At 43.9% G+C, this 13,813-nt stretch carries 15 protein-coding genes; 3 read left to right on the top strand and 12 right to left on the bottom strand.

The genetic code is table 11. The features are described 5' to 3' along the window. The first annotated feature begins 71 nt into the window (after nt 1–71). Together AC1DSE_RS08620 and AC1DSE_RS08615 are read left to right on the top strand one after the other, a co-directional pair. Nucleotides 72–905: an NmrA family NAD(P)-binding protein gene (locus AC1DSE_RS08620; RefSeq protein ID WP_477509846.1), complete on the top strand. Its 834-nt coding sequence runs from the start codon at nt 72–74 to the stop codon at nt 903–905. Beyond that, nucleotides 898–1,383 (top strand): anthrone oxygenase family protein, encoded by a 486-nt coding sequence (locus tag AC1DSE_RS08615; protein WP_477527590.1) that lies wholly within the window; start codon nt 898–900, stop codon nt 1,381–1,383. Before AC1DSE_RS08620 ends, AC1DSE_RS08615 begins: the two co-directional genes overlap by 8 nt. A 9-nt stretch (nt 1,384–1,392) precedes the next feature. On the opposite strand, the gene AC1DSE_RS08610 is transcribed toward AC1DSE_RS08615, so the two are convergent. From AC1DSE_RS08610 to AC1DSE_RS08595, 4 genes are all read right to left on the bottom strand, one after another. Continuing rightward, nucleotides 1,393–1,848, bottom strand: a complete 456-nt coding sequence (locus AC1DSE_RS08610; RefSeq protein WP_477509848.1) for a GNAT family N-acetyltransferase — start codon at nt 1,846–1,848, stop codon at nt 1,393–1,395. 322 nt (nt 1,849–2,170) lie between these two features. Continuing rightward, complete coding sequence (locus tag AC1DSE_RS08605; protein ID WP_477527589.1) at nt 2,171–3,064, bottom strand: sugar phosphate isomerase/epimerase family protein; 894 nt, start codon at nt 3,062–3,064, stop codon at nt 2,171–2,173. A gap of 19 nt (nt 3,065–3,083) precedes the next feature. After that, nucleotides 3,084–3,941: a sugar phosphate isomerase/epimerase family protein gene (locus tag AC1DSE_RS08600; RefSeq protein ID WP_477509849.1), complete on the bottom strand. Its 858-nt coding sequence runs from the start codon at nt 3,939–3,941 to the stop codon at nt 3,084–3,086. After that, nucleotides 3,938–4,996 carry a Gfo/Idh/MocA family protein gene (locus AC1DSE_RS08595; RefSeq protein WP_076267279.1) on the bottom strand — a complete coding sequence of 353 codons (1,059 nt, stop codon included), beginning with the start codon at nt 4,994–4,996 and terminating at the stop codon, nt 3,938–3,940. The genes AC1DSE_RS08600 and AC1DSE_RS08595 overlap by 4 nt, the downstream gene beginning before the upstream one ends. A 143-nt stretch (nt 4,997–5,139) precedes the next feature. Between AC1DSE_RS08595 and AC1DSE_RS08590 the strand changes: the two genes are divergently transcribed. Beyond that, nucleotides 5,140–6,006 (top strand): AraC family transcriptional regulator, encoded by an 867-nt coding sequence (locus AC1DSE_RS08590; protein WP_441880739.1) that lies wholly within the window; start codon nt 5,140–5,142, stop codon nt 6,004–6,006. Nucleotides 6,007–6,027: 21 nt separating this feature from the next. Here AC1DSE_RS08590 and AC1DSE_RS08585 read toward each other — a convergent pair whose 3' ends face one another. From AC1DSE_RS08585 to AC1DSE_RS08550, 8 genes are all read right to left on the bottom strand, one after another. Further along, nucleotides 6,028–7,308 (bottom strand): ABC transporter substrate-binding protein, encoded by a 1,281-nt coding sequence (locus AC1DSE_RS08585; RefSeq protein WP_477527588.1) that lies wholly within the window; start codon nt 7,306–7,308, stop codon nt 6,028–6,030. Nucleotides 7,309–7,349: 41 nt separating this feature from the next. Next, entirely contained in the window at nt 7,350–8,510 is a 1,161-nt protein-coding gene (locus AC1DSE_RS08580; protein ID WP_477509851.1) for an efflux RND transporter periplasmic adaptor subunit, read from the bottom strand. A 15-nt stretch (nt 8,511–8,525) separates the two neighbouring features. Further along, complete coding sequence (locus AC1DSE_RS08575) at nt 8,526–9,356, bottom strand: carbohydrate ABC transporter permease (RefSeq protein ID WP_477509959.1); 831 nt, start codon at nt 9,354–9,356, stop codon at nt 8,526–8,528. A 59-nt stretch (nt 9,357–9,415) separates the two neighbouring features. Next, nucleotides 9,416–10,282 (bottom strand): carbohydrate ABC transporter permease, encoded by an 867-nt coding sequence (locus AC1DSE_RS08570; RefSeq protein ID WP_477527592.1) that lies wholly within the window; start codon nt 10,280–10,282, stop codon nt 9,416–9,418. A gap of 148 nt (nt 10,283–10,430) precedes the next feature. After that, entirely contained in the window at nt 10,431–11,537 is a 1,107-nt protein-coding gene (locus tag AC1DSE_RS08565) for a sensor histidine kinase (protein WP_477509852.1), read from the bottom strand. Beyond that, complete coding sequence (locus AC1DSE_RS08560; protein WP_441880743.1) at nt 11,530–12,225, bottom strand: response regulator transcription factor; 696 nt, start codon at nt 12,223–12,225, stop codon at nt 11,530–11,532. The genes AC1DSE_RS08565 and AC1DSE_RS08560 overlap by 8 nt, the downstream gene beginning before the upstream one ends. Before the next feature lie 33 nt (nt 12,226–12,258). After that, nucleotides 12,259–12,924: a ribonuclease H gene (gene rnhA, locus AC1DSE_RS08555; protein WP_477509853.1), complete on the bottom strand. Its 666-nt coding sequence runs from the start codon at nt 12,922–12,924 to the stop codon at nt 12,259–12,261. Nucleotides 12,925–13,047: 123 nt separating this feature from the next. Then, nucleotides 13,048–13,813: hypothetical protein (locus AC1DSE_RS08550; RefSeq protein WP_477527587.1), on the bottom strand; the 766-nt coding region annotated here is incomplete at its 5' end.

Genomic DNA, 13,813 nt, shown 5'->3' with positions numbered 1-13,813 from the left:
AAAACATTTGCTTGTGCAAACAAGTATAACTGTTTTGTTGAATATAAATAAAAACGCAAAGGAGAGATTTTATGAGAAACAAACCTATTTTGATCATTGGAGGCACCGGTAAAACGGGTCGCCGCGTAGCAGACAGATTGAGCGCTCGTGGACTGTCCGTACGAATCGGCTCCCGCTCAAGTGATCCTTCGTTCGATTGGGGATATCCGTCAACATGGGCAGCGTCCCTGCAAGGCGTAGAGTCTGTGTATATTACGTACTACCCCGACTTAGCGCTTCCCGGTGCTGCCGCATCGATCGGTGCTTTCGCTGATCTAGCAGTGAAACAAGGAATCAAGCGCTTGGTACTCTTGTCCGGCCGAGGTGAAGAAGAAGCTCAGCTTAGTGAGAAAGCATTGCGCGACTCTGGCGCTGACTGGACGATTTTGCGGGCGAGCTGGTTTTGTCAAAATTTCAGTGAAAGCTTCCTGCTGGACTCCGTACTCAGCGGAAGTGTTATACTCCCTGCCGCGGACGTAGCTGAACCATTCGTCGACGCGGATGACATTGCCGATGTCGCAGTTGCAGCGCTGACTGAGGATGGCCATATCGGCAAGCTTTATGAGCTGACTGGCCCGCGTGCGCTTACCTTTAAGGAAGCTACCGAAGAAATTGCGAGAGCCTGCGGCAGAGATGTCCGCTACGTACAGGTAAATTCCGAGCAGTTTATCTCTGCGCTTGCGCAGCAGGATATGCCTGATTACGTTCTCGCGTTATTGACTGAGCTATTTACTAAAGTGCTGGATGGACGCAATTCACACCTGACAGATGGCGTTCAGCTCGCTCTAAACCGTGAGCCTCGGGATTTTGCCGACTACGCTCGAGACACCGCAGCTGCAGGTATATGGGGGGTTCCAAATGTTTGATCGCTCCATCATTGTCTTAACCTTTTTCTCTGCTCTTGGCTCAGGTTTGATGGCAGGATTGTTTTTTGCCTTTTCGACGTTCATGATGACCGCTCTCTCGCGTCTTCCTGCAGCGCAAAGCATTGCCGCAATGCAGTCCATTAACCTCGTTATACTGAACCCGTTGTTTGGTCTATTGTTTTCTGGGACAGCGTTAGCAAGCATCTTACTTGCGATCACCTCTTTTTTCCGATTAGGTGAACCCGCGGCAACCTATTTGCTTGCCGGCAGCCTTCTCTATCTCATTGGCTCCGTGCTAGTAACGATTGTATTTAACGTACCTTTAAACGATATGSTCGCCTCAGCGGATCCAAGTGTTGCAGGTTCCGAATTATGGACGCGTTATGTTGCGAGCTGGACGCCATGGAATCATGTGCGAACCATTTCCACCCTTGCGTCGTTGGTTTGTTTTATTATAGCGTTCCGACATTCGAGCTAACGGTGGTACTTAAAGCTTCTTTTCAAAGCAAAGGCTTGAATCGCAGGAAATATATTCACCATATCTATCAATTTCATAATAATGATGTTTTTTATAAAAATGAAGCGCTTCTGGCTGAGGAGCCCCTGCTTCCAAACGGATATATTGATAATTCATATCCTTCGCTCTGGCTTCTAAATCATTCAAAACTTGTGCGGCTATGCCGTTCCTTCTAAATTCGGGGCTGACATAAAATCGTTTCAATTCTATATACTCATCATCCAGCGGTTTTATGGCTCCACAACCAACCGCTTCTCCTTGCTCGTACGCAACCACAAATACAATTTGCTCAATTCCAGGATCACTAAAATCTACTGTAAATACTTCCTCTGCCGTATATCTTTGCGCTAAATCCTCATCCAGCTTCTGAATAAGCCTGTGTAAATCCTTATCGTTATGTGATACTTGAACAATCTCCACTGTCATTTCTGCACGTCCTCTAGTTTGAATGGTTTGCCTGGTTATCAATCGATAATACTAGTCCTCTATTATTTTACAGAATTCGCTTCACCCTTGCCACCCTAAAGCTAACTACAAAAGTAAAGAAAGCTCTCATGGATTATACCATGAGAGCTTTCTTTTGGGCGGTTTCATGAGATTTCGCTTAAATCTACATCACACATTCATTTCAAACTGATGACTAACCTCTTATTTGCCACCGTGCAGCCAGACGGTTTGCCTTCCAACTGGACTGCTAGCAGCCTATAATTCATCTGTAGAAAACGATTGAGGATGCTCCATGCCTGTTTTACTGTCCTTTAAAAGCTTTCAAAAACTGAACGGCTTTGCTAATATCCGCTTCTGGGCTCGTACCAACTTCACGCTCGATCGTCAAATAACCTGTATAGCCAATTTCCTGAAGCGCTCGCAAATATGCCGGCCAGTCTACAGTACCATCACCAAGCGGCACTTCGCGGAACGCAGAACCTGTTTCGGCCATCGCAGCAATTTTCTCATGGTCGAGGGCAACCTCGTAGCCATAATCGCCATAAACGTCGCGCGGATCAACATCTCCCAGCTTCACGCCGTCCTTCGCATGCGTATGAACGATATAATCCTTAAGCGTGTAAACGCCTTGAACAGGATCATCTCCCGTAACCATAACCATGTTGGCAGGGTCAAAGTTAACAGCTACGCCTTTGGTGCCAAGACCATCAAGAAACGACTTCAAATGCGCAGACGTCTCAGGTCCTGTCTCAATCGCAAAATAAGCGTTCATATCATTCGCGAATCTAGCTAGCTCTTCACATGCCGCATGCATCGTCTCATAAACACGGCTGTTTTTGTCGCTTGGAACGATACCGATATGCGTCGTAATAATGTTTGTTCCAAGCTCCATGCCAAGCTCCATAATCCGTTTGGATTTATCGATTTTCGCACGGTTTTCTGCCGGGTCCTGAAAACCATGGCCGCCCAAATCGCCAACTAGAGCGGAAATATCAAGGCCTAGCCCATCAATATAAGACTTCCATTCTTTTCTTGCAGCTGCGTTCAGGTTAGCAGGGTCCAGCTCGCCATGTACCGCATACATTTGCACGCCATCCGCACCAACCTGCTTCGCTTTAAGCAAACCTTCCTTTACACCAACCTGAAAGYTATCCACGATAACGCCGATTTTGTTCGTAATGATAGGTGATGTCATCTTCGAGTCACTCCTTCGTTTAAATTTCGTTCCATACACGTCTTACGAATTCAAAGCCAAGTCTCGTTCCAAGACGGCAATCTTCCAAGCCTTCAAACTCGATGGAAATATAATCATCATAGCCGCTTTCTTTCACAGCACGCAGTACTTGCGGCATTGCGATGTCACCATGTCCGACGATTGCTCCCCGAAGCCAATTGCCGCCTTTGGATTTAAACCAGCCTTCACCCGGATTTTCGGTAGATGGACGATAGTAGAAATCTTTAATATGGACCATAGAAGCCAGGCTGACATTGTTTTTAACAGCAGCAAGAGGATTCTCATCCACACAAAGGAAGTTCCCGACATCAAGCGTTGTCTTGAAGTTTGGACGATCTACAACCTCAATGAGTGCCTGTACCCGGTCGCTATGTTGTATAAAATAACCGTGATTTTCTACACTTGTTGTAATTCCAAACGTTGCTGCATAATCCGCAACTGCTTGGCAAGCCTTCGCTAGCTTTGGCAGCTCCAACAAGAAGTTAGAAATGGATAGGTTTTGCGATGATGCCACGTCGTGACGCATCTTCTTCACACCAAGTGCTGCCGCAATATCCACTTCACGCTTCAAGCGGTCAAGCTCCTGCTCGAATTGTTCTTCATTTAATCCGGAGAAGTTTGCACCTACCGCATAATTCGATATTTCAATACCGCTTTCCTGCGCTTGCTTCTTAATCACTTCGATCAGTTCCGGATTTTCAGTAAGGTTAAAGCCAAGCGGTACAATTTCAACATGCTCTCCGCCAATGGATGCGATATATACGATAACATCCTGTATCGTCATTTCGCCCGTTCTCAGTGCATTATATAAGCTGTATGTGCTGATTCCTAATTTCATAGACGCACTTCCGCTCCTTTTGCTGCGGATTCATAAATGCCGACTAATATCTTCATAATTTCCACGCCATCCGCCACTGGGCTGATTGGCTGTTTTCCGTTAGCAACACAATCAACGAAGTGGTTGATTTCATTTTGAAAAGCGCCAACAAAATCAAAGCCAGCGTGATCCGTCTGCGGATATACGTTTAAGATCGTGTCATTTTGCTCTGTTACAATAACGGTTTCCGGATCGATCTCAAAACCGCCCTTTTCCCCATACAGCTTAACTGTGTTTTCATTAGACTTGGCATGCAGCGTGAAGCTGACATCTACGAGCAGCGATGCGCCATTCTCGAAGCGAATAAGTGCATTCGCTAAATCCTCAACTGTATTTTTCTCCGCATCGTAATCCGCCGCTTGGTAGAAGCTTAAGTTTTTTACATTGGCACGATTGCCAAGCTTGCGATACGTATTGGCACTAACGGATACCGGCTTCGGACGTCCCATCAAATACCAGCAAAGATCGATAACGTGTACGCCAATATCAATAAGCGGTCCGCCGCCTGAGCGCTCAATGTCGGAGAACCATCCGCCTGGATTTCCAAGGCGTCTGAGCGTTGATGCTTTGGCAAAATAAATTTCACCGAACTCGCCTCTGTCAGCCATCGCACGAATCAATTGTGCACTCGTATCGTATCTGCGGACGAAGCCCACTTGAAGGAGCTTGCCGGATTGCTCTACAGCCTCTTGCACAAGAAGCGCATCTTCAACCGTACGGCAAAGCGGCTTTTCTACGAGCACATGCTTGCCAGCTTTAAGAGCCGCAATGCTGATTTCAGCATGCGTATTGTTCCACGTACAAATGCTGACCGCTTCAATAACTGGATCGGCGAGCAGCTCGTGATAATCCGTATAAATTTTTTCGGCGCCATATTTCTCAGCTGCGGCTTTTACGCGCTCTTCATTTAAATCGCAAACCGCGTAAATGTTCGCATTAGGATTTTTCTTATAGGAATCTAGATGAGATGATGAGATAGAGCCTGTTCCAATAACCGCGATTTGTATCGGTTTCATTGCTAATCTCTCCTTATGAATTCTAATAGTAAGGTTTTGCATGTCTACACTTTCGTATTATAATGGTTTCAACCTGCAACTCCATGTAAAGCTGTGCGGTTTGTTTGTACAATTGTGCTATCCTACTGAGGAGGTCTTTCAAGTTGGAAAAATTCGAAGAACTGCGTGAGCCTATGGACATGCCAGACCCTCATTTTCCGATAAAACTGCATCACAACACCTTCGACCAGCAGGGAATGGTCATTTTCCCGCATCATTTTCATGAACATCTTGAATTTTTATATTTTGTGTCGGGCAAAGCCTCGATAGAGTGCGGTTCTACTACGATAACAGCATCCGCTGGCGATCTCATCGTCGTGAACAGCAATGAGCTTCACTACGGAATTAGCCTATCATCAGATTTGTACTACTATGCGCTCATCGCCGACATTTCCTTGCTGCACAGCCAGTCGGTGGATGCTGCCGAAACGAAGTTCATTACGCCCATTACGCAGAACCGCCTTCTGCTGCAAAATTATATTGGCGACGACAGCAAAGTAACATCCTGCATGCATGCCATCATCAATGAGCTCGAACAGCGCGAGTTCGGTTACGAGCTGGCCATAAAGTCCGAGCTCTACCGCCTGTTGACGCTGCTGCTTCGCGGTCATGTCGCTACCGTGCTCACCAAAGACGAATATGCAGAGCGTATGAAGAACATTGAGCGCTTCGCACCTGTCTTCAAGCATATTGAGGACAGCTACAAGGATGAGCTTTCGGTGGACCAGCTGGCAAGCATGGCAAACCTCAGCCGTTACCACTTTAGCAGATTGTTCAAAGAGCTGAGCGGTCATACCGTTACAGAATATATAACGATGACTCGGCTCGGCAAAGCCGATTATTTGCTGCGTCACAGTCCACTTACCGTGTCTGAGGTTGCAACAGCGACAGGCTTCAACGACATTTATTACTTTAGCCGTACGTTCAAAAAACACAAAAAAGTTTCCCCGTCCTCGCTTCGGGGAAACTAATTAGGCTACTTCTATTGTTAACTACTCGTTCAAGTAAGTGGTCACCTTGTTCTGGATCAGCTTCGCAACTTCTTCAGCAGACTTTTGTTCGCTAAAAAATGAGCTGGCCTCATCTCCTACAATAGAAAACACTTTACCGTCCACATCTGAATAGTTATCCGCTGTACTAATCAGTTCCTTAAATTGATTAAATTGTTCATCGGTTACCTGCRGCACTTTCCCGTCCGGAAGCTTGTACGTTCCACCTTTAATTTGTTGCTGAATCTCATTCAGCTGTTTTTCATTCACAGATTTCAGTAATGAAAACCCTACTCTATCTTGCAAAGATTGTCCTTCCACAGATAACAAGAAGGAAATAAACTTCCAAGCTTCTTCTTTAACGGGAGATTGGGCTTGAATGGCGAACCGGGAATAAGTAATAATCCTTGTTCCGCCTTTTTGTTCCGGTTTTTGCAGCAGCTTCGGATTTGAGAAATAGAGTAGAGGAGCATTAATAAAGTCTGCCGGCGATTCAATAACAATGGAATGGAACATTTGCTTACCGATATCAGCATGTTCCGCAGTCATAACTTTATTATCAAACATCCCTTTAATTTGTTGCATCGCCTCCATAAATAATGGAGAGTCGAACTTTGCCTCTTTCGCTGCATGATCCACAAACTCTGAATATTTATCTATAAGCATTTCTTGCAGGAGCATTTCCGGCGGGTCATTTGCCATAGCATAGCGGCGTTCCGGCCCATTCTCCCCCAATACCTTCACAGTCTTCTCGAACTCTTTCCACGTCCAATTTTTATCGTCAATATCCGTGTTCCCTAGAATGTCCCCATCGCCAATGAATGCCCGCAAGGAGAAACCAAAAGGCATAGTATACATACCATCATTCGACTTTAATTGATCCAAAATATTCATTTGCAAGTCGCTCTTATTTATCGTTTTGTCCTTCTCCATAAGCTCATCCATATTTAGAATAAGCTTCTTGCTCACATAATCTTCTATAGGCAAGCTGCTTATATCAAAAATATCCGGTCCTTTCCCTGAAAGGAGCGCTGCGTTCGTCGTTTTTGTATATTTTTCATATTCCTCTGTGACTTGAATTTGAATATCGATGTCCGGATACTTATCTTCAAACTTTTTTTCTGCCGTCTGCAAAAATATGCTCGGTTGTCGCGCTGCCAATGTAACGACCGTTTTCCCCTCACTGCTTCCGGGCTTATTCGCGCTTTCCAACTCCTCGCCGCCCCCAGAACTGCATGCGGTCATGACTAGCATCAAAACCATAATAAACAGCATCTTTTTCATGGTATACATTTCTCCTATCCTTTTCTCTTCTACTTGCTTTACTACTGCAGGCGAACACGATTTCCGTCTTGAAGAGGCTCGCTGCTCTGCAAAATAATCAGTTCATCCTCATATAGGTTATCCGCTTGAATCATCGTTACTATGTCGTTTTTTTCGCTGAAAGGAACTCTGACCTTACGGACAACATAGGCATTGCCTAATGCTCCCCTTTGCACTTCAAGCTTATTGATGAAAATGCCTTCTTGATCCTTATGAATAGCCTCATTGGAGATGAGCAATCCCTCTTGCTGCGAGCGTGCATCCAGTTTAATTTTTGCCTGTTCACCTCCTTTCAGCTCTGAATTTGCGACTTTTATGCGAAGAATATGTTGTGAAACCGTTTTGGTCTGACCAGTATCTTCACTAGATGAGCTATTTGTACGGGGTTCTGCATTTACTACCTCATCAATCATGCCGCCCAGCATATGTGTCTGTTGTTTCTGAGCAGTATCTACCTCGACTTCTATCTTCACTCCGCTTGATAGCCCGAAGCTTGTGAGCAGCCTTGAATCAACTGTTATATCCAAGCGATAACCAAGACTGCTGTTCGAAATAACAACATCAGGTTCTCCTGTTGGTGCTAACCCTTCGACAGCATTCAATTGCGTAATAATGCCATCAAAAGGAGCTGTAATTTCTTTTTGGCTTATTAGCCGCTCTTTCAAATCGTCAATTTTACGTTGCTGCGTGCTAAGATCAAGTTTCATCGTTTCAAGATCCCGTCTTGCTTTCCGAATTTTCAGCTCATCCCCTTCAATCATTGTTTGGATGAACTGATCTTGCATATTTTGCTGCTCAATTTTCTGCTTGTCCAAATTGGTTTTCTCATCTAACAGTTCTCGCTCGGCGGATTTGCTGTCGTAGAGAATGAGCTTTTGCCCCTTCGTTACTCGATCGTTTTCTTTCACGAGGACCTTTCGGACTTTCCAACCAGCAGGGTTCGATAATTTGGCTTGGGCGATCGGTTGCAAAATACCGCTGCCTTCGAGCGACAAGGCAAGGCTGCCCTTGACTGGTTTTTCCGTACTTACTTTCGGCAATGCCAGCGACTGCAGCGTATTGCTAAGAAGCGTAAAAAATAGTAACAGTCCCATCAGAATAAAAAATACAACTAAAATGTTTCGTTTGCGCCTGCGATCTGGTGGCTCTTTTTCCAGCTCCATCTCCCATCTTTCCCCCTAACCTTTAATTCCGGACAATTGAATGCCTTCGATGAAATATGTTTCCGCATAAAGAAACAGCAGCATCATCGGAGCCATGAAAAGCATAGATGCAGCGAAAGCTATCCCCATCTCACCATTCAACCTAGATAAAAACACCGATAGCGGCTGCATAAATGGATCGTCCAAAAAAATAAGCGGCTGCTCTACCATATTCCAATAATCAACAAACAAGAGAATCACAAGCGCAGCCAGACCCGGTTTGATCATCGGAGTAATAATCTTAAAAAAAATTCGCAAATGTCCAGCTCCGTCCATTTTGGCCGCTTCTATGTAAGCATAGGGAATATCAAGCATGAACTGTCTGAGCATAAACACACCAAAAGCCGCGAATATGCCAGGTAATATAATCGCATTCGGATTATTCAGGAGCCCTAGCTTATCCGCCATAATATAATTGGGCACTAGCGTGACTTGGAACGGCATGAGCATTGTCAGGATATAGACGAGAAACAAGTGTTCTCGACCGCGAAATTTCAGCTTTGAGAAAGCGTACGCAGCAAGCGCTGCTACGAGGGTTTGTCCTATGATGATTGGCACGACTAAAAATACCGAATTCCAGAACATCATCAAATATCTCGGACTGCCCACCAACACGTTGTAAAACTGCTCCAGGGTCAATTGATCCGGCAGCAATTTTAAATTTACAAAAGGATTTTCTCTTCCTGCCTCCACTTTTTCTATTTGCCCTATGGGACTATAATTGATGGCAATTTCTTGCTCTGTCATGAATGAGTTTGTGAACGTAATCACAATGGGAAACAACAATAAAACTGCTATTGTACACATGACTCCCGTTAACACTATTTTTTGTACTACTTTTACAACTAGCACAGCCTTCCTTCCCCCTACTCCATGTACTGCCGAAAACGGCGTTCCATCACAAACAAACCCATGACGATCAGAAGAATACATCCTGCCATCAATGTCGCGGCGGCTGTCAGCTTTTGAATATTAAGCGACGTGAACATATTGTTCATGTAATGCTGCATCATGTATATGCTGTCATGCGGATATTCGCCTGCGATCAAATACGTTTCCCGAAATACTTTAAACGAATTAATGATCGACATAATAACTACAAAAAACATCGTGGATGTTAAATAGACCAGCGTAATACTACGAAACTGCCTTAACCGCCCTGCACCTTCAATCTGGGCGGTTTCATAATAATCCTTAGGAATTTGTTGCAGTCCCGCCAAAAATAAAATGACGTTATATCCGATGTTCTTCCATAGATAAACGATAATGATTACGTTTCGGGCCGCATCGGTTTTCATCCAATCCACCCGTTCAAATCCGAACCCGGCAAGCCATGCGTTCAAAGAGCCGTTCCAATCGAACAGCATCTGCCAAATGAGTAGAATCGAGGCGACAGGGACGACAAGTGGCAGCACATAGGCAGTGCGCAGCCAATTTCGCAAATATATATTTTTATTTAAAATGATGGCAAGACCTAACGACAGCACAAGTATAAGCGGAACACTCACCACGCTGAAATAAAACGTATTGGATGACGCTTTTCGGAAGGAGTCGCTCGCAAATAGCTCGCGGTAATTATCTAATCCAACAAACTGGCTATCTACCGTACTATCCATAAAAGAATAGAATACTCCAATGGCAAACGGAATCAGGTAAAATAACGCAAACCCGAAAACGCTCGGCACGAGAAATAGCAAAGCCGCTGAGGAATCCTTTCTGAACCACTTTTTCATATGTTTCCCTGCAATGAAGACATGCCAAAAACCCCACTTCTTCATTCTTCGTTCCACCTCCCATTCGTACATTTAGAATAGGGGTGAATGATAAAAGAAAAAGTAGGGTAAACATAAAATTTTCCTTAAATGAATATTATTATGATTTCTAGCTGCCATCAGATCCTTTATCATGTGGCAACCGAACTTCAAGAATCGTATGAATAAAATTGCTCTCTGCTGAAATAGTGCCTTGATGCTGCATCGTTATGTTTTTCGCAATGAACAGGCCGAGTCCTGTACTTCCTTCTTGATAGGTTCTAGATTTATCGCCGGTATAAAACATATCAAATATATGCGGCAGTTCTTCCTCTGGGATACAATCTCCGTAATTGACAATGTGCACGACCACTTCTTCTCCATCAAGTTTGCCGTTTATATCGATAAACTTGCCGTCTTTTCCATAACGGATTGCATTCGTCAGAAGATTTTCAAATACGCGTGCCAATAAATCCCCGTCACCTCGTATGTTCAAATGCAGAGCGACATTCAGCCTTGTTGTGAGGTGGTTTTTCTCAAAAGCAGGATATAATTCCTCGTTTAATTGAATGAGAAGCTCGCTAAGATCGACTTGTTTTTTTACAATCTTATTTTTTCCGTAATTCATTCTCGTAATTTCGAATAATTCATCTATGAGTTTTTCCAAACGTTGAGATTTTGTATAAGCTATGCTCGTATAGTGGTTTACTTGTTCTTTGGACAGTTGATCATCCTGAAGGATGAAATCTAAATAACCTAAAACAGAAGTTAGCGGTGTACGCAAATCATGAGCTAAATTCAACACCAATCGTTCCTTGCTGTTTTCTTCAAAATCTCCTCTTTCCAAGGCCAGCTTTAATTTTTCGCTTGCTAAATTTATGTCTCTGGCAATATCCCCAAACTCATCTTTGGATGAAATGTTAATGTGGTTGTGAAAGTCGCCCTTCGCCAGCAGGTTAATTCCCCCCGATATTTCATGAAAATACGCTGAATATCGTTTAGTAAGCAGAAAGAAAAACCAAATGGAAAGAGGAATAAATAGGATAAGAAAAAAGTTTACATCTCCAATATCTCTTATGAAGTAACGAACTTTAGTAAAGCTATCCTCTACTTTAGTCGTATAATAATAGAGTTGGAGAACTTTATATATCGAATAGGTGATTACCCCGGAAAATAGCATACTTAGACCAAAAAGTAGAATCATTTTTGAGCGAAAGCTGCGGATCATTTTAGCCATAGAAGCTATAACCTACTCCCCAGACGGTTTTGATCAACTTATTTTTATGTGAGTCTTCTCCGAGTTTTTTCCTTAAGGTGCGGACATGTACCATGACCGTATTGCTTCCTTCATAATAAGCTTCACCCCACACCTGTCGAAATATATGTTCTGAGCTATATACTTTCTTCGGATTACTAGCTAGCAAATACAAAATATCAAATTCTTTCGGCGTTAATCCGATAGGCTTGCCATAAAAAGCGACTGTTCGTTCTTCTAGGCAGATGACTAATCCTCCAGCCTCCAACAAGAGACTGTTAACTGGAGCTACTTGGTTAAACTGCGTAGAACGCCGGAGTTGAGCGTTCACACGCGCTATCAATTCCATAGGATTAAACGGTTTCGTTACATAATCGTCCGCTCCTCTTACTAGCCCTGTAATCTTGTCGAGATCAGACGACTTGGCACTTAAAAAAATGATAGGTATATGATGTTTTAGCCTAATTTGTCTCGTTGCTTCATACCCATCCAACTTTGGCATCATAATATCTAAAATCGCTAAATCGATCGAACGCTTCTGAACAGCATCTACAGCTTCTTGGCCGTTAGAAGCTTTGACACATTGGTAACCTTCTTTCTCTAAGTGCAGCTCGATCAAATCGATAATCTCCGTATCATCGTCAGCTATCAGAATTGTAATTGGCTTCATGCTCTCCGCTCCCTACAAAATGTCAACGTTCCATTACTTTCGCCCAAAATCAGCTTTAATTTCACCCCACTCCTCGGTGTTCCATTTCAACACTTTAGTCGTGTATGTATTCGTGTGCAGCCATTTCACCGCTTCATCCGTTAGCTCCCATATTTTTGCGGTGGATGCGTCCCTTTTTAAGGTGGAGGCTACCTTCTTATTACGTAGCCAACTCAGAGCCGTTCTAGAATCACTATAGATTGTCTTCGTGCTGCCCTTCTCCTTCAAGTACCTAAGTGCATGAACCACAGCGATAAATTCACCTAAATTGTTCGTACCATTCGGAATGGGCCCGACATAAAACAAAATTTCGCTCGTTTGTGTGTCCACACCCTTGTACTCGACAGGCCCTGGGTTCCCTCGCGTTCCTACGTCAACAGAAATACTATCGTAGTCAATAGAAGCCGTTTCTTCCTGAAGCAGTACAGGCTGCTTTACGCTGCTCCCTGTTTTTGCGCTCGAAGCAGCAGCTTTGCCTGAGCCTGTCCCCCAATGACTGCGCCAGCCGTCTTGGAAAGCTTTTTCCGCCAGCGGCTTCGTCTCGAAAGATTTAAACTTCGCATCCTGTACTCCACTAACCTGCGCTTGGCACTCGGGCCATGAAGTGAATATCCCTGTTTTCTTGCCAACCCAGACGACATAATATTTTCCTTTTGCCATTTACCAAAATACCACCTTTGTTAAAGTCCTTATTCATACTTTCTTTCCTGCTGCTTATATTCGAATAAAACGCGATATTACATTTAGTTCTATCTATTATAAAACGTCCATGCCTTAAAGCAACTATGCTCGATAACCTTCGTTTTTATTTGGTCTGCCCTTAGACGTTATGGTGCATGAAAGCAAATATCCCAGTCCCAACAAACAAAGCGGAATCGTCGGATAAAAATATCTTGGCGTAGGCGAGAAGGGAAGATACAGCAGTATGCTAAACACGGCGAGCAATGCAATCATCATATACATCGCATTTCTTCTTTCATGGATAATGATCTTTACGAGTCCACCCAAACCAATGACCATAACGATCATATGCAAAATGGTTATCAGCTTGGAAAATAGCTTATTTACTGTTATATATCCTAAACCCGGAAAAATCTCACTAATATAAATTAGCAGCTTGCCCCAGCTGTACCAGCTCAGGTAAGTGAAAAACTCATTGCGGAAACCATTGATAATTCGCTCATAAGCTATTCTCCCCATTTCCGCGGGATCTTGTTTAACGTCTACATGAGGACTCCGTTCAAAAGGATAAGAACCCCATAACAACGGATTTCCCGTCTGCTCCGCGAGCAACAGCACCTTATCTAAGGTCATCCAATTGCGAATCCACCAGGGCAGCATCATTACAGCAAATCCGATCGTAATAACGGAAATCGCTTTTAGCACCGCTGCCATTCCATATTTTCTGCCGTATACCGCTACACCAGCTAGCAAAACAACTATAAAGGGAACGATCGTTGGCCGGATCAGTACACAAATGCCGAAGACTACACCTAGTGATAGAAACCATCTAAGCTTTGTCTCCTGTGCACACCTCACTAAAAGATAA

This window comes from Paenibacillus sp. 01L418 (assembly GCF_056400045.1).
Note: the sequence above shows the minus strand (reverse complement) of the source record. Positions and strands in the feature narration are given on the sequence as shown.